The sequence below is a fragment of the Geodermatophilus pulveris genome (assembly GCF_900188375.1).
GTDB lineage: Bacteria > Actinomycetota > Actinomycetes > Mycobacteriales > Geodermatophilaceae > Geodermatophilus > Geodermatophilus pulveris.
The window spans coordinates 16,260-31,598 of record NZ_FZOO01000012.1 but is presented as its reverse complement, the minus strand read 5'-3'; the positions used below and the strand labels follow the sequence as shown (position 1 = coordinate 31,598).

Here is a 15,339-nt window from a genome sequence, read left to right as displayed (position 1 = left end):
CATGAGCACTCCGACGGCGACCGCGCCGGACCGCACGGTGAGCCTCCGGGAGGTGGGTCCCGCGCGGCGCGGCACCCGACCCGACGAGGTCGTCATCGCGCTGTCCCCGGCGTTCGCGGGGCACTTCACCAAGACGATCGTCGACGTCCCGCACGCCGAGGTGCTCCGCCAGTTGATGGCCGGCATCGAGGAGCAGGGCGTGACGGCCCGGCTGGTGCGGGTGCTCGAGACCGCGGACCTGGCGGCGATCGCGCACACCGCCGCCCGGATGTCCGGGTCGGGGATCTCGGTGGGCATCCTCTCCCGCGGCACGACGATGATCCACCAGAAGGACCTGCCGCGGCTGAGCAACCTGGAGCTCTTCCCGCAGTCCCCGCTGCTCGACGCCCCGGTGTTCCGGATGATCGGCTCGAACGCCGCGCAGTACGCCAAGGGCGAGCACCCCCAGCCGGTGCCCACCCGCAACGACCAGATGGCCCGGCCCCGCTGGCAGGCGAAGGCGGCGCTGCTGCACCTCAAGGAGTTCGACTGCATCGAGCCGGGCCGCGGCCCGGTGGAGGTCGAGGCCGTCTTCGGCCCGGGCACCGCCGGCTGAGGTGGGCGCGCGCGAGGGCGGCCCGCCGCAGGGCCGGCTGGTCGTCGGCGTCGACATCGGCAACTCCACGACCGAGGCGTGCCTGGCCGCCGTCGCCCCCGACGGGTCGATCTCCTACCTGGCGACCGACCTGACCCGCACGACGGGCGTCAAGGGCACCCCGGACAACACCGCCGGCGCGCTGGCCGCGATCCGCGGGGCCCTGGCGCGCGCCGGGCTGGGCGCCGCCGACGTGGACGCCGTGCTGCTCAACGAGGCCACCCCGGTGATCAGCGGGCTCGCCATGGAGACGATCACCGAGACGATCATCACCGAGTCCACGATGATCGGGCACAACCCGGCGACCCCCGGCGGCGAGGGCCTCGGCGTCGGCACCACCGTCGCGATGGCCGAGCTGCCCGGGCAGCCGCCGGGCACCCCGGTGGTGTGCGTCGTCCCCGCCGGCGCGGACTTCGACGACGTCGCGGCCGCGGTGAACGCCGCCGTCGCGGCCGGCGTGGACGTCGTGGCCGCCGTCCTCGCCGGTGACGACGCGGTGCTGGTGACCAACCGGCTGCACCGGCCGATCCCGGTCGTCGACGAGGTGGCGGCCGTCGAGCGCGTGCCGCTGGGCATGCTGGCCGCCGTCGAGGTGGCCCCGCCCGGGCGGACCATCCGGACGCTGTCGAACTCCTACGGCCTGGCCACCGTGTTCGGCCTGGACCCCGCGCAGACCCGGCAGGTGTCCCCGGTGGCGCGGGCGCTGACCGGCAACCGGTCGGCGGTCGTCGTGCGCACCCCCTCCGGGGACGTCACCGACCGGCGCATCCCGGTGGGGGAGCTGGTGCTCCGGGGCGCGGGCAAGACGCTGCGGGTGGACGTCGACGCCGGCGCGGAGGCGATCATGGACACCGTCGCCCGGGTGCAGCCCCTCGACGACGCCGACGGCGAGCCCGGCACGCACGTCGGCGGGATGCTCGCCCAGGTCCGCGACACGATGGCCGACGTCATGGACGTCGCCGGCCAGCCGGCGGTGCCGGTGGCGGAGATCGCCATCCGGGACGTGCTGGCCGTCGACACGTTCGTCCCGGCCGAGGTGCGCGGCGGGCTGGCCGGCGAGGTGGCGCTGGAGAACGCCGTCGCACTCGCCGCGATGGTGCGCACCAGCCGCAGCCGCATGCAGCTGGTCGCCGACCGGGTCTCCGAGCAACTCGGCGCGGCGGCGCGGATCGGCGGCGTCGAGGGGGAGATGGCCGTGGGCGGCGCGCTCACCACCCCCGGCGTCGACCGGCCGGTCGCCGTCCTGGACCTCGGCGGCGGCTCGACCGACGCCGCCCTGCTGACCCGCGACGGCGAGTGCACGGCGGTGCACGTGGCCGGCGCCGGGGAGCTGGTCACCAAGCTGGTGGACTCCGAGCTGGCCCTGGACGACCGCGAGGTCGCCGAGGAGGTCAAGCGCTTCCCGCTGGCCAAGGTGGAGAGCTTCTTCCACCTGCGCCACGAGGACGGCACCGTGCAGTTCGTCGACCAGCCCCTGCCGCCGCACGTCTTCGCCCGGGTCGTGGTGCTGACCCCCGAGGGCCCGGCCCCGGTGCCCACCCGCCACGGCCTGGACCACGTGCGGCGGGTGCGCCGGGAGGCCAAGCGGCGGGTGTTCGTGGTCAACGCGCTGCGGGCGCTGCGCCAGGTGGCGCCCGGGGGCAACCTGCGGGCGCTGGACTTCGTCGTCCTGCTGGGCGGGTCGGCCCTGGACTTCGAGATCCCCGACCTGGTCGCCGACGCCCTCGCCCCCTACGGGGTGGTCTGCGGGACGGGCAACGTGCTGGGCACCGAGGGGCCGCGGACCGCGGTCGCCGCGGGCCTGGTCCGCGCGCACGCCGCCCGCCCGGTCGAGTGCCCGACCGGCTGAGGGACCCCGGGCCACGGCCGGCCGTGTTGGTCCACCGGCACCCGGCAGCCCCGGCGCCGGCGCTGCGCCAGGTCCGCGCCGGGGTGGAGGAGGAGGGGGTGCCCACCGACGTCGTCGACGTCCCCGGGCCGGCCGGGGCCCCTGCCCCCGACGCCCCGGCCCTGGCCGCGGCGGCCGCCGCGGACTCCCCGCTGGGCGTGGGCATCGGCCTGGACGCCGCCGGTGCCGCGGCCGTGCACCACCGCACCCTGCCGGGCGACCGGCCGGTGACCACGGCCCCGGCCGGTGCGCCGCCGCCGGAGTGGCGCCGGATCGGCCGGGTCGCCGCCCGGGTGGTCAAGCACCTGCCGCTCGGCTGAGCGGCACGGAGGTCACTGCCCCGCGCTGCGCGGCACACGGGACCCTGTGGGAGCAGGGCCGCGACGTCATCGGGGGCTGACCGGCACGCGCTCGGGTGCCCGACCCCGCGGGTCGCGGCCCGGGGGGGTCGGGCACCTCCCGCTCAGGTGAGCAGGGCGTAGGCCGCCACCATGGTGACGACGGCGACGACGACCGCGAGGACGCCGGTCACCAGGCCGGCGGTGGCCTGACCGCTGCGCACGCCACCGCGCCGGGCCGCGACCGCGAGGCCGATGGCGACCACCCCGAGGACCACGCCCACGATCGGGACCAGCAGGGCGAACAGGATGCCCGCGACACCGGTCACCAGGGCGGCGACCGCCAGTCCGTTCGAACTCCCGGTGCGTCCCACCGGCGGGGTGCTCGTCTGTCCGCTGGTCATGGTGCCTCCACACGTCGCTCGCCGGCCGGGACCTCCGGCCGTCGACCGGCCCGGGTGCGCACCCCCGGGCTGCCGGAAACGGCCCCGGCAGGGGATCCACCGGGTCAGGTGACCTCCAGGCACGCGCCGTGTGGCCGGGGCGACCGTCCGTCATTCCCGGTACCCGGCCGCCCGACCCTCCGCCGGCCCGGACCGCGACGGCCACGGTGGTGGCGGTCACGACCAGGTCACGGCGGTGAGGGCCGGCCTGCGGGAGCATGGAGGGGGACAGGCCGGCCGCCCGAGGTGTCGGGGGAACGCCCCTCGGCCACCGAGCCGGCAAGGAGGTGCGTCCGTGGACGTCCTGCTGATCGTCCTCGCCGTCGTCGGCATCACCGCGCTGGTCCTGCTGGGCACCGGCATCCGGATGGTGCAGCAGTACCAGCGCGGCGTGGTGCTGCGCTTCGGCCGGCTGCTGCCGGAGGTGAGGGAACCCGGGTTGCGGGTGCTGGTGCCCTTCGCCGACCAGATGACCAAGGTGCCGGTGCAGACGCTCGTCCTCGACGTGCCGTCGCAGGGCACGATCACCCGGGACAACGTGACCATCGGCGTCGACGCGGTCGTCTACTTCCGCGTCGTCGACCCGGTCCGGGCGGTGATCAACGTGGAGAACTACATGGTGGCGACGTCCCAGGTGTCCCAGACCTCGCTGCGCTCGGTGATCGGCCGGGCCGACCTGGACACCCTGCTGTCGGACCGGGAGCAGATCAACAGCGAGCTCCGTGCGGTCATCGACACCCCCACCGAGGACTGGGGCATCAAGATCGACCGCGTCGAGGTGAAGGACATCTCGCTGCCCGAGAGCATGCGGCGGTCGATGTCGCGGCAGGCCGAGGCCGAACGCGACCGGCGCGCCCGGGTCATCGCCGCGGACGGCGAGCTGCAGGCGTCGGCCAAGCTGTCCCAGGCCGCCGAGGCGATGAGCGCCACCCCGGGTGCGCTGCAGCTGCGCCTGCTGCAGACCGTCGGTGAGGTCGCCTCGGACAGGAACAGCACACTGGTGATGCCCTTCCCGGTGGAGCTGCTCCGCTTCTTCGAGCAGGCGGCGGGCGCCCAGCCGCGGCAGGCGCCCGCGGCGGCCCCGGCGACCGACGACGTCCCGTCCGCACTGCCCGCGGCCGGCGAGGCACCCCGGGCGGTCGCCGGGAACGGTCAGCCGGAGGGCGGCGCGACCGCCGCGGACCGGCCGGTCACCAGAGACTCCGCGGCAGGTCGCGGGTGAGGTCGTCCAGCTCGCCGGTGGTGCGGGCGGCGTAGGCCGCCCGCACCCGGTCGTCGAACTCGTCGACGGTGAGCCGGCCGTCGGACAGCCCACGCTGCAGCTGCCGCACCGCGTCCTCGCGGTCGGCGTCGGACGCGCGGATCTCCCGGTCGCGGGGGCTCACCGTCGCTCCCTCCTCGTCGATCTCCCCGGTGCGGCGACCGACGCGAGCGGCGGTCGCCGGCCGTCACCGGTGCAGGTGGGTCAGAGGTACTGGCCGCCGCCGGGGCGCAGGTCCGGCTGGGGCACCTGACCGCCGGGCAGCGCGCGGCGGCGCATCTCCTCCAGCTGCGCGCGGGCAGCCATCTGCTGGGCGAACAGGGCGGTCTGGATGCCGTGGAAGACGCCCTCCAGCCAGCCGACCAGCTGCGCCTGGGCGATCCGCAGCTCGGCGTCCGAGGGCGTCTCGCCCTCGCTGAACGGCAGCGTGATCCGCTCCAGCTCCTCGCGCAGGTCCGGCGCCAGGCCCTGCTCCAGCTCACGGATGGAGGAGGCGTGGATGTCGCGCAGCCGGTTTCGGCTGGCGTCGTCCAGGGGCGCGGCGCGGACCTCCTCCAGCAGCTGTTTGATCATCGTGCCGATCCGCATGACCTTCGCCGGCTGCTCGACCATCTCGCCGATGTTCCCGCCGCCGCCGCCGTCGCCGCCCGGGCCGCCGCCGTCGGGCACGGCCATCGTCCCGACGGGCCGCCCGTCGGGACCGACGACGACGACCTGCTGAGGACGTTCACTGCCGTTTCCGGATGCCGTCATGGACCCATCCTCCCCAACGCCGCGGGACCCTGCCGGGGCGGCCGGTGGCCCGGGCGCGGCGGCTAGTGTCGAGGTCCATGGGACCGGGGGAGGGGCGGCTGGACGTCGCCCGCGTCCGGGGCCTGTTCCCCGGTCTGTCCGACGGTCTGGTGCACGCCGAAGGGCCCGCCGGCGCGCTGCTGCCGGAGGCCGTCGTGCTGGCCGTGGCCCAGGCGATGCGGGTGCCGGTGGCCGAGCGCGGCGGGGTGTTCCCGGCGTCCGCCCGCGCCGAGGGGCTGCTGGCCAGCGCCCGCACCGCCGTCGCCGACCTGGTCGGCGGGGTGTCCTCCGGCGTCGTCCTGGGCCCGGACAGCTCCCGGCTGACCTGGACCCTGGCCCGGGCGCTGGCGCGCACCTGGCGCCCCGGCGACGAGGTGGTGGTCAGCCGGCTGGACCACGACGCGAACGTCCGCCCGTGGGTGGAGCTGGCCGCGGGCGCCGGCGCGGTCGTGCACTGGGCGGAGGTCGACATCGAGACCGGCGAGCTGCCGGACTGGCAGTACGACCAGCTGCTCGGCCCCCGCACCCGGCTGGTCGCGGTCACCGCGGCCAGCTCCGCGATCGGCACCCGCCCGGACGTCGCCGCGATCGCCCGGCGGGCGCACGCCGCCGGCGCCCTGGTGTTCGTCGACGGCACGCACGCCGCCGCCCACGACCTGCTCGACGTCCGCACGCTGGGCGCGGACTTCCTCGCCGTGGCCGCCGACATGTGGTGCGGCCCGCACGTGGCGGCGGTGGTGGCCGACCCGGCGCTGCTGGCGGAGCTGGAGCCGGAGCGGCTCGCGCCGGTGCCCGACCGGGTGCCCGACCGGTTCGAGAGCGGCGGGCACGCCTTCGAGCTGCTCGCCGGCGTCTCGGCGGCCGTGGAGCACCTCGCCGCGCTGGACGACCTCGCCACCGGCACCCGGCGGGAGCGGCTGCGGGCCTCGATGGCCGCCGTGGCCGCCTACGAGCACGGCCTGTTCGGCTGGCTGGACCAGGCGCTGCGGGCGATGCGCCACGTGCAGGTGATCGGCTCGGCCCCGCGGACCACGCCCACGCTGTCGTTCACCGTCGAGGGGATGCGCCCGCGGCAGGTGGCCCACGAGCTGTCCCGGCGCGGCATCTGCGCGTGGGACGGCGACCTCTACGCCCGCGAGCTGTTCGACGCGCTGGGCGCCAACGAGGAGGGCGGCGCCGTGCAGCTGGGGCTGATGCACTACAACACCGCCGAGGAGGTCGGCTACCTCATCGACGCGGTCGCCGCGCTGCGCCCGCGCTGAGTCACGGTTCGTTGACCAGCAGCACCTTGCCGACGTGCTCGCTGGCGTCGACCACCCGGTGCGCCTCGGCGGCCCGCGACATCGGCAGCCGGCGGTCGATGATCGGCCGGACGACGCCGCGCTCGACGTCGGGCCACACGTCGTGCCGGACGGCGGCGACGATCTCGGCCTTGCCGCCGGGGCCGGTCGCCGGGCGGGCCCGCAGCGTGGTGGCGTGCACCGCGGCCCGCTTGCGCATGAGCTTCCCGAGGTCCAGCTCGGCCCGCGTGCCGCCCTGCATGCCGATGCAGACCAGCCGCCCGCCGGTGGCCAGCGCGTCGAGGTTGCGGGCCAGGTACTTCGCGCCCATGTTGTCCAGGACGACGTCCGCCCCGGCGCCGCCGGTCTCCTCCCGCACCCGCTCGACGAAGTCCTCCTCCCGGTAGTCGATGCCCACGTCGGCGCCGAGCTCCCGGCAGACGGCGAGCTTGGCGGCACTGCCCGCGGTGGTGAGCACGCGGGCGCCGGCGCGGGCGGCCAGCTGGATGGCCATCGTGCCGATCCCGCTGGCGCCGCCGTGCACCAGGAACGTCTCGCCGCGGCGCAGCCCGGCCAGCATGAACACGTTGGACCACACGGTGCACACGACCTCGGGCAGCGCCGCGGCGGTGGCCAGCTCCACCCCCGCCGGGCGGGGGAGCAGCTGGCCGGCCGGGACGGCGACCCGCTCGGCGTAGCCGCCGCCGGACAGCAGCGCGCAGACCTCGTCGCCCACCGACCAGCCGGTCACGCCCTCCCCGACCTCGCTGACCACCCCGCTGCACTCCAGGCCGAGGACCTCGCTGGCACCCGGCGGCGGCGGGTAGTTGCCCGCGCGCTGGAGCAGGTCGGCCCGGTTGACCGCGGTGGCGACGACGTCGACGAGGACCTCGCCGGGCCGCAGGACCGGGTCGGGCACCTCCCCCCAGCCGAGCACCTCGGGGCCACCGGGTCGGTCGAGGGTCACCGCACGCATGGGCCGAGCCTAGGAGGCGGGGGGCAGGGGGTCCTTCACCCGGCGGCGCGCAGGTCCTTGCGCAGGATCTTGCCCGCCGCGGACTTCGGCACCTGCTCGATGAACTCCACGACGCGGATCTTCTTGTGCGGCGCCACCTTGCCGGCCATGTACTCCATGACCGCCTCCGCGGTGAGCGCCGAGCCGGGCGCCCGCACGACGAACGCCTTGGGCAGCTCCTCGCCGCTGTCCCGGTCCGGCACGCCGATGACGGCGGCGTCGGCGATCTCCGGGTGGCCGATCAGCACCGCCTCCAGCTCCGCCGGGGCCACCTGGTAGCCCTTGTACTTGATCAGCTCCTTCACCCGGTCGACGACCGTGTAGCAGCCGTTCTCGTCGACGACCGCGACGTCACCGGTGTGCAGCCAGCCCTGGGCGTCGATGGTCTCCGCGGTGGCCGCGGGGTTGTTGAGGTAGCCCTTCATCACGTTGGGCCCGCGCACCCACAGCTCGCCGCGCTCGCCGGGCCCGGCGTCCTCCCCGGTGGCCGGGTCGACCAGCCGGCACTCGGAGTTCGGGACGGCGAAGCCGACCGAGCCCTTGGGCACCGAGCCGGGGGCCACGCCCGGCGGCTCGGCGCCGATGTCGGGCGTGGTGTGCGACACCGGCGACAGCTCGGTCATGCCGTACCCCTGGGCGACCGTGACGCCGGTGTCGGCGCCCTTGCGCAGCCGTGCCTGGGCGGCCAGGGCCAGCTGCTCGTCCAGCGGCGCGGCACCGGAGGTGACCGAGGTCAGCGAGGAGAGGTCGTAGGCGTCGACCAGCGGGTGCTTGGCCAGCGCCAGCACGATCGGCGGGGCCACGAAGGCCCGGGTGATCCTGTGGTCCTGGATGGTGCGCAGGAAGTCCTCGAGGTCGAAGCGCGGCAGCGTCACCACCGCGCCGCCCCACGCCAGGCCCTGGTTCATCAGCACGGTCAGGCCGTAGATGTGGAAGAACGGCAGGACGGCGATGATCCGCTCGTCGGCGCCCATCCGGATGAGCGGGCGGCACTGCGCCACGTTGGCCACCAGGTTGCGGTGGGTGAGCATGACGCCCTTGGGCAGCCCGGTCGTGCCGCTGGAGTACGGCAGCGTGACCAGGTCCTCGGCGGGGTCGATGTCGACCCGCACCGACGGGGCGTCGGTGGTGAGCAGGTCGCGCATCGAGGCGTGCCCCTCGGCGCCGTCCAGCACGACCACCTCGTCGACCGGGGTGTCCGCGACGGCGGCGCGCGCCCGGTCGAGGAACGGCGAGACGGTGACCAGCACCTTCGCGCCGGAGTCGCGCAGCTGGAAGGCGATCTCGTCGGGCGTGTAGAGGGAGTTGATCGGGCTCATCACGCAGCCGGCGGCCGCGATGCCGTGGAACACCACCGGGAACCAGGGGGTGTTCGGGCAGAACACCGCGACGACGTCGCCCGTGCGCAGGCCCCGGGCGTGCAGCGCCGCGGCCACCCGGTCGACGTAGGCGGCGAGCTGACCGTGGGTGATGACGTCGCCGGAGAGCCCGTCGATGAGCGCCGGCGCCCCGGGCCGGTCCCGGCCGGCGGCGAGGACGAACTCGGGGACGGAGACGTCGGGGATCTCGACGTCGGGGAATGGGCTGGCCAGCGCCACGGGTGCAGCTCCTCACTCGTCAGGTGTGGCGCCAGTCTCACACCCGTCGCGGGGTGGGGGCAGTGGGGTCCCCGTTCAGCGTGGCCAGAGCACCGACTGGGTGCAGCGGAACAGCGCGACGGTCCGCTCCGGGCCCCCGGTGGTCGTCGCGGCGGTCACCACGGCGTCCCACACCTGGGTGGTCCGCCCGGCGTGGGCGTTGGTGGCCACGGCGGTGAGCCGGCCCCCGCGGGCGGTGCCCAGGAAGTTGCTCTTCAGCTCGATGGTGGTGAAGCCGGCCGACCCCTCGGGCAGCAGCGCGCGGGTGGCCAGGCCGCAGGCGGTGTCGGCCAGCCCGACGACGGTCGCGGCGTGCAGGTAGCCGTTGGGCGCCAGCAGGTCCGGCCGGACGTCGAGGGCGGCGGCCAGCCGGCCGGGCTCGTGCGCCGTGACGGTGAGCCCGAGCAGGCCCGGGAGGGTGCCCGGCAGCAGGGCGTTGAGCTCGTCGGCGGTGTGGAACCCGGTGGCGGCCATGCGGCCAACCTAGTGAGGCGGCAGCCACCGCCCGCGCCACCCCGGACCTCGCGCCGTGGTGCCCGACCTCGCGCTGCGGGGCGGGGTCGGGCACCGCGGGGCGGGGTCGGGCCCGGCCGGGCGCCTCAGCGCACCGCCCCGGGGGGCAGCACGGCGTGCACGCCGAACACCTGGTTGGCCACCTGGGTCACCCGGAGGTCGACGACGACGCTGGCCAGCGCCAGCGCGTCCGACCGCGGCACCCCGTGCAGCGCGCCCAGCAGGTCGAGCACGGCGTCCATCGCCTCGGCCGCGGCCTCGTCGAGGTCGTCGCCGAGGCCCAGGCACACCCAGCCGGCCGGCGTCGAGGCGACCGGCGTGGCCAGCGGCCGGCCGAACAGGTCGTCGCGCACGTCGAGGGTGAGGTCGGCGCGCTCGGTGCCGCACTCGATGGCGGTCCCGCTCACCTCGCCGTCCCCCTGGGCGGCGTGCGCGTCGCCGACGCTGAGCAGCGCGCCGTCCACGGGGATCGGCAGGTAGAGCGTGCTGCCGGCCACCAGCTCGCGGCAGTCCAGGTTCCCGCCGTGCCACCGGGGCGGGACGGTCGAGTGCCGGCCGGGCTCGGCCGGCGGCATCCCGATGACGCCGAGGAAGGGCCGCAGCGCGACCGTGTGGCCCAGGTGGTTGCGCGCGGTGCCGGCGGCGACGTCGACCGTCCAGCGGTGCACGGCCGGGGCGGTGATGCCCAGGCGGGCGCTCCAGGCGGTGTCGCGCAGGCCGGCGTAGGTGGTCCCCCACGACGAGGGGACGACGTCGTCGACGCGCACCGCCAGCACCTGCCCGGCGCGGGCCCCGCGCACCTCGACCGGCCCGGTCAGCGCGTGGCCGGCGTCCGGGGTGTGCCCGGCCGCCCGGCGCCGGGCCGCGGTGCCGTCGCCGGGAGCGGGCTCGAGGAACCAGCCGGAGTCCAGCGTCCGGAAGCGCACGGTGGTGCCGGGGTCGACCGTCAGCGCCGGGGGCAGGTCGCGGTCGAACCAGCCGTGCAGCGCGCCGGCGTGCGGCTCCAGCACGGGGACGGCACCCATCAGGCGGTGCTCACGCGAGGCCGCGGGTGGTGCGCGCCGGCGGGCGGTCGCCGCGGATGGCGGCGACCATGTCCAGCGTCTGCCGGGTGGCGGCGACGTCGTGCGCGCGGAACACCGTGGCGCCCAGCCAGGCGCTCACCGCGGTCGCGGCCAGGGTGCCGGTCAGCCGCTCGCCCAGCGGGACGTCGAGGGTCTCGCCGACGAAGTCCTTGTTGGACAGCGCGACCAGCACCGGCCAGCCGGTGGCGGCCAGCTCCCCGAGCCGCCGGGTGGCCTCCAGGGAGTGCCGGGTGTTCTTCCCGAAGTCGTGCCCGGGGTCGACGAGCACCCGCTCGCGGTCCACCCCGGCGGCGACCGCGGCGTCCGCGAGGGCGGTCGTCCGGGCGACGACGTCGGCCACCAGGTCGTCGTACTCCACCCGGTGCGGGCGGGTGCGCGGGGGCAGCCCGCCGGCGTGCGTGCAGACGATGCCCGCGCCGGCCGCGGCGGCCACCTCGGCCAGTTCGGGCTCGACGCCGCCCCACGCGTCGTTGACGACGTCCGCCCCGGCGGCGAGCGCCTCGCGGGCCACCTCGGCCCGCCAGGTGTCGATGGAGATCGGCAGCGCCGGGTGGGCGGCGCGGATCGCCGCGACCAGGTCGACGGTGCGGCGGACCTCCTCGGCGGGGGAGACCTCCTCCCCGGGGGCGGCCTTGACCCCGCCGACGTCGACCACGTCGGCCCCCTCGGCGACCACCCGGTCCACCCGCTCGACGGCGGCGGCCAGCTCGTAGGTGGCGCCGCGGTCGTAGAAGGAGTCGGGCGTGCGGTTGACGATCGCCATGACCACCAGCCGGCCGGGCGGCACGTCCAGGTCCCCGAGCCGCAGCAACCCCGCTCCCCCCGCCGTCGCGTCGTGTGGTGGAGTCAGCCAACCAGACCGGCGGATCGCAGAGGAGAGGCTCATGGCGCAGACCACCGTGGAGGGCGTCGAGGGCGTGCTGGCCAAGGTCGGCGAGCACCTCGGGCACAGCGAGTGGGTGGAGATCACCCAGGAGCAGGTGAACCAGTTCGCCGAGGCCACCCACGACCACCAGTGGATCCACGTCGACGTCGAGCGGGCGGAGCGGGAGAGCCCGTTCGGCGGCCCCATCGCGCACGGCTACCTGACGCTGTCACTGGTCTCGGCGCTGGCCGGGCAGATCATCGAGGCGACCGGCTTCCGGATGGGCGTCAACTACGGCGCCGAGAAGATCCGGTTCATGTCCCCGGTGCCGGTCGGCGCCCGCATCCGCGCGTCGGCGACCCTCGACGAGGCCAAGCAGTTCGAGGGCGGCGTGCAGATGAACCTCGGCATCACGATGGAGATCGAAGGCCAGCCCAAGCCGGCGATGGTCGCCTCGATCCTGTTCCGCCGCTACCTCTGAGCCGCCGGGCCGGGGCCCGTGCCGGGCCGGCACGGGCCCCGACCCGCCCCTAGTCGACCAGGGCCTGGTTGACCAGCGTGCGCAGGTGGTTGCGGATCGGCAGCGTGCTCGACGGCAGCAGCTGGGTGTAGAAGCCGACCGTCACGTCCTCGACCGGGTCGACGTAGAAGGCGGTGGACGCCGCCCCACCCCAGCTGTAGTCGCCGGCGCTGGACAGCACACCGAAGCGGACCGGGTCGAGGACCATCGAGAAGCCGAGCCCGAAGCCCACCCCGCGCAGCGGCGTCTCGGCGAACAGCGGCCGGCCGAAGGTCTCCAGGTCGGCGTTGCCGGGCAGGTGGTTGCGGGTCATCAGCGCGATGGTGCGCGGGCCGAGCAGCCGGCCGCCGTCGTAGGAGCCGCCGCGGCGCAGCAGCTCGACGAAGCGCAGGTAGTCCGCGGCCGTGGACACCAGCCCGCCGCCGCCGGAGAGGAACGCCGGCTTGGCGTGCGCGACGGCGCCCATCGTGTCGTAGGGGGCGAAGCGGGTGGGTGCCTCGCCGGGCTGCCCCGGGATGGCGGCGTAGAGCCGGGCGAGGGAGTCGACGTCGTCGCCCTCGCGCAGCCCGAAGGAGGTGTCGGTCATGCCGAGCGGGCGGAAGACCCGGGACTCGAGGAACTCGTCGAGCGGCCGGCCGGAGACGACCTCGACCAGCCGGCCCAGGACGTCGGTGGACACGCCGTAGTTCCACTCCGACCCCGGCTGGAACACCAGCGGGACGGCCGCCCACTGCCGGCAGACCTCCGCGGAGTCCGCGCCGGGCGGCGTCCCCCACTCGTGACCGGCGGCCCGGTACATGGCGTCGACCGGGTGGGCGTGGTGGAAGCCGTAGGTCAGCCCCGAGGTGTGGGTGAGCAGGTGCCACACCCGGATCGGCTCGACCTGCGGGGCGGTGACCGGCCGCAGCGCCGAGCCGGCCACGTAGACGCGGGTCTCGGCGAACTCCGGCAGCCACCGGGAGATCGGGTCGGAGAGCTGGAAGGCGCCCTCCTCGTACAGCATCATCGCCGCGACCGAGGTGATCGGCTTGGTCATCGAGTAGATGCGCCAGCGGGTGTCCCGCTCCACCGGCAGCCCCGCCTCCACGTCGCGGTGCCCGGCGGAGCCGACGTGCACCAGGTGCCCGTGCCGGGCGACCGTGACCAGGAAGCCCGGCAGCTGGCCGTCGTCCACCCAGCGGGCCAGCCGCCGGTCCAGCCGGGCCAGGCGGCCGGGGTCGAAGCCGACCTCCCCCGGGTCGGTGTCCACCTCGAGTGCCGTCACGGGTCCTCCGTCCCTCGCGCCGCCCGCGGTCGGACGGCGGCTGCCCCAGGCATCCTGACCCACGAACCCGTGGGCCGGCTCACAGGGGCAGCCGCCGTCCCGGCGGCGGAGGACGGCCCCCTTGCAGGGTCCCGCCGCGCGCGTGCGAGCGGTGGGGGGCAAGGGGGTCCCTGCTCACACCGGGACGTTGCTCGCGGCCTTCTTCAGGTTCGAGCCCGCGGTCACCTTGACGGTGTTGGCGGCGGGGATGTCGATCGACTCGCCGGTCTGCGGGTTGCGGCCGGTGCGCGCGGAGCGCTGGGTGCGCTCGACGGTCAGCAGGCCGGAGACGGCGACCTTCTCGCCGCGGGTGATGGCCTCGACGAGCTCGTCCTGGAGCCCGGTGAGCACCGAGTCGACGGTCGATGCGGGTACGTCGGCCCGCTTGGCGATGGCGGAGACGAGTTCGGCCTTGTTCACAGGTGTCCTTCCGTGTCGGGAACTGCGGCGTCGTCCGGCCCCGCGCGGAGCGCGGCCGGATCGGGGGCACGGTGCCATGCCCCGCCGACAGCCCGCCACCGCGGGGGGTCGGCGGCGTCGCTCGCGCCCCACCGGCCCCGGCGCCCGGCCCTCCCGCAGGGGCCCGGCCCGGGCTCGCGAGGGGGCGGGGGGTCCTCCTCCTACGGTGGGGTCATGCCGCAGATCCCCGGGACCGACCTGACCGTCAGCGACCTCTGCCTGGGCGCCAACGTGTTCGGCTGGACGGCGGACGAGCCGACGTCCGCCGCCGTGCTGGACCGCTACCTCGACGCCACCCCGAGCACCCGGGCCCCGTTCGTCGACACCGCGGAGATGTACGGCCAGGGCCGCTCCGAGCAGATGCTCGGCGCCTGGATGGCCGAGCGCGGGGTGCGCGACCGGGTGGTGGTGGCCACCAAGGCCTCGCCGGGACGCAAGGAGCACCCGCTGTCCGCACCGGAGATCCGGGACGCGGCGGAGCGCTCGCTGCGCAACCTGCAGACCGACCGGATCGACCTCTACTACGCGCACTACGACGACACGTCCACGCCGCTGGAGGAGACGCTGCGCGCCTTCGACGAGCTGGTGCAGGCCGGCAAGGTGCGCCACGTCGCGGCGTCGAACTACTCCCCGGAGCGGCTCACCGAGGCGCTGGGGACCGCGGAGCGGCTGGGGCTGACCCGCTACGTGGCGCTGCAGCCGCACTACAACCTCGTGGAGCGGGCGGTCTACGAGGACGGGCTGCGCGACGTCGTGGCCGCCCACGACCTGGGCGTGCTGCCGTACTTCTCGCTGGCCAAGGGCTTCCTGACCGGCAAGTACCGGCCCGGGGAGCAGGTCGACTCGCCGCGGGCCCAGGGCGCGTCGGCCTACGTGGGGGAGCGCGGCGACCGGGTGCTGGCCGCGCTGGGCGGGGTCGCCGACGCCCACGGGGTGACCGTCGCGGCGGTGGCGCTGCGCTGGCTGGCCGACCGGCCGACCGTCGTCTCGCCGATCGCCAGCGCCCGCTCGGTGGAGCAGCTGGCCGACCTGCTGCCGATGCAGGACCTGGTGCTCACCGACGAGCAGACGCAGGCGCTCGACGCCGCGTCCGCCTGACGGAGGACCCGCCTGCCCGGAGGCGGCTCAGGCGCTCCTGGTGTGCGGGCGGACGCGCTCGTCGGACTCGGTGCCCGGCCCGGCCGGCGGGCTCCAGCCGGGGACCAGGGGTCAGCGGCGGGCGGCCTCCGCGGCGAGGTCGACGGCCTCGACCTGCGCCGGTCCCCGCTCCCCCGGTCGGGTGGACGACCCGGGGTGACACGGCAGA

The 15,339-nt window shown here is 75.8% G+C and carries 17 protein-coding genes; 7 read left to right on the top strand and 10 right to left on the bottom strand.

The genetic code is table 11. The annotated features are described in order from the left end of the window. Window position 1 precedes the first annotated feature (1 nt). Genes CHB98_RS19295 through CHB98_RS19285 form a run of 3 tightly spaced genes read left to right on the top strand, consistent with a single transcriptional unit; the run spans window position 2 to window position 2,842 of the window. On the top strand, window positions 2–595 hold the full coding sequence (locus CHB98_RS19295; RefSeq protein ID WP_089307232.1) for a propanediol/glycerol family dehydratase medium subunit: 594 nt from the start codon (window positions 2–4) through the stop codon (window positions 593–595). Between the two features lies 1 nt (window position 596). After that, a complete protein-coding gene (locus CHB98_RS19290) occupies window positions 597–2,483 on the top strand; it encodes a diol dehydratase reactivase subunit alpha (RefSeq protein WP_089307231.1) in 1,887 nt (628 codons plus the stop codon). After that, a complete protein-coding gene (locus tag CHB98_RS19285) occupies window positions 2,468–2,842 on the top strand; it encodes a glycerol dehydratase reactivase beta/small subunit family protein (protein ID WP_089307230.1) in 375 nt (124 codons plus the stop codon). The genes CHB98_RS19290 and CHB98_RS19285 overlap by 16 nt, the downstream gene beginning before the upstream one ends. Window positions 2,843–2,985: 143 nt before the next feature. On the opposite strand, the gene CHB98_RS19280 is transcribed toward CHB98_RS19285, so the two are convergent. Further along, window positions 2,986–3,264, bottom strand: a complete 279-nt coding sequence (locus CHB98_RS19280; RefSeq protein WP_089307229.1) for a hypothetical protein — start codon at window positions 3,262–3,264, stop codon at window positions 2,986–2,988. Window positions 3,265–3,598: 334 nt separating this feature from the next. Between CHB98_RS19280 and CHB98_RS19275 the strand changes: the two genes are divergently transcribed. After that, the gene (locus tag CHB98_RS19275; protein ID WP_245821431.1) at window positions 3,599–4,525 is read left to right on the top strand and encodes a slipin family protein; all 927 of its coding nucleotides are present in this window, start codon (window positions 3,599–3,601) and stop codon (window positions 4,523–4,525) included. Here CHB98_RS19275 and CHB98_RS19270 read toward each other — a convergent pair. Next, complete coding sequence (locus tag CHB98_RS19270; protein WP_089307228.1) at window positions 4,494–4,688, bottom strand: DUF1707 SHOCT-like domain-containing protein; 195 nt, start codon at window positions 4,686–4,688, stop codon at window positions 4,494–4,496. The two genes, CHB98_RS19275 and CHB98_RS19270, sit on opposite strands and share 32 nt — an antisense overlap. Before the next feature lie 80 nt (window positions 4,689–4,768). Next, entirely contained in the window at window positions 4,769–5,317 is a 549-nt protein-coding gene (locus CHB98_RS19265; RefSeq protein WP_089307227.1) for a bacterial proteasome activator family protein, read from the bottom strand. A gap of 77 nt (window positions 5,318–5,394) precedes the next feature. On the opposite strand from CHB98_RS19265, the gene CHB98_RS19260 reads away from it, so the two are divergent. Continuing rightward, the gene (locus tag CHB98_RS19260; RefSeq protein WP_089307226.1) at window positions 5,395–6,618 is read left to right on the top strand and encodes a cysteine desulfurase-like protein; all 1,224 of its coding nucleotides are present in this window, start codon (window positions 5,395–5,397) and stop codon (window positions 6,616–6,618) included. 1 nt (window position 6,619) lies between these two features. Here the strand turns inward: CHB98_RS19260 and CHB98_RS19255 are convergent, their stop codons facing one another. The 5 genes from CHB98_RS19255 to folP form a co-directional block, all read right to left on the bottom strand. Further along, the gene (locus tag CHB98_RS19255) at window positions 6,620–7,612 is read right to left on the bottom strand and encodes an NAD(P)H-quinone oxidoreductase (RefSeq protein ID WP_089307225.1); all 993 of its coding nucleotides are present in this window, start codon (window positions 7,610–7,612) and stop codon (window positions 6,620–6,622) included. Between the two features lie 35 nt (window positions 7,613–7,647). Then, entirely contained in the window at window positions 7,648–9,249 is a 1,602-nt protein-coding gene (locus tag CHB98_RS19250) for a 4-coumarate--CoA ligase family protein (RefSeq protein ID WP_089307224.1), read from the bottom strand. Between the two features lie 75 nt (window positions 9,250–9,324). After that, window positions 9,325–9,762 (bottom strand): PaaI family thioesterase, encoded by a 438-nt coding sequence (locus CHB98_RS19245; RefSeq protein ID WP_089307223.1) that lies wholly within the window; start codon window positions 9,760–9,762, stop codon window positions 9,325–9,327. Window positions 9,763–9,887: 125 nt separating this feature from the next. After that, window positions 9,888–10,826: an acetamidase/formamidase family protein gene (locus CHB98_RS19240; protein ID WP_089307222.1), complete on the bottom strand. Its 939-nt coding sequence runs from the start codon at window positions 10,824–10,826 to the stop codon at window positions 9,888–9,890. A gap of 10 nt (window positions 10,827–10,836) precedes the next feature. After that, complete coding sequence (folP, locus tag CHB98_RS19235) at window positions 10,837–11,697, bottom strand: dihydropteroate synthase (RefSeq protein ID WP_089307221.1); 861 nt, start codon at window positions 11,695–11,697, stop codon at window positions 10,837–10,839. Between the two features lie 73 nt (window positions 11,698–11,770). Here folP and CHB98_RS19230 point away from each other — a divergent pair, with 73 nt between their 5' ends. Then, a complete protein-coding gene (locus tag CHB98_RS19230) occupies window positions 11,771–12,232 on the top strand; it encodes a MaoC family dehydratase (RefSeq protein WP_089307220.1) in 462 nt (153 codons plus the stop codon). A gap of 49 nt (window positions 12,233–12,281) precedes the next feature. Here CHB98_RS19230 and CHB98_RS19225 read toward each other — a convergent pair whose 3' ends face one another. Both CHB98_RS19225 and CHB98_RS19220 read right to left on the bottom strand, forming a co-directional pair. Next, window positions 12,282–13,535 (bottom strand): serine hydrolase domain-containing protein, encoded by a 1,254-nt coding sequence (locus CHB98_RS19225; protein WP_089307219.1) that lies wholly within the window; start codon window positions 13,533–13,535, stop codon window positions 12,282–12,284. A gap of 174 nt (window positions 13,536–13,709) precedes the next feature. Next, complete coding sequence (locus tag CHB98_RS19220) at window positions 13,710–13,994, bottom strand: HU family DNA-binding protein (RefSeq protein ID WP_089307218.1); 285 nt, start codon at window positions 13,992–13,994, stop codon at window positions 13,710–13,712. Window positions 13,995–14,207: 213 nt separating this feature from the next. On the opposite strand from CHB98_RS19220, the gene CHB98_RS19215 reads away from it, so the two are divergent. Further along, window positions 14,208–15,131 carry an aldo/keto reductase gene (locus CHB98_RS19215; RefSeq protein ID WP_089307217.1) on the top strand — a complete coding sequence of 308 codons (924 nt, stop codon included), beginning with the start codon at window positions 14,208–14,210 and terminating at the stop codon, window positions 15,129–15,131. Window positions 15,132–15,339: the final 208 nt, after the last annotated feature.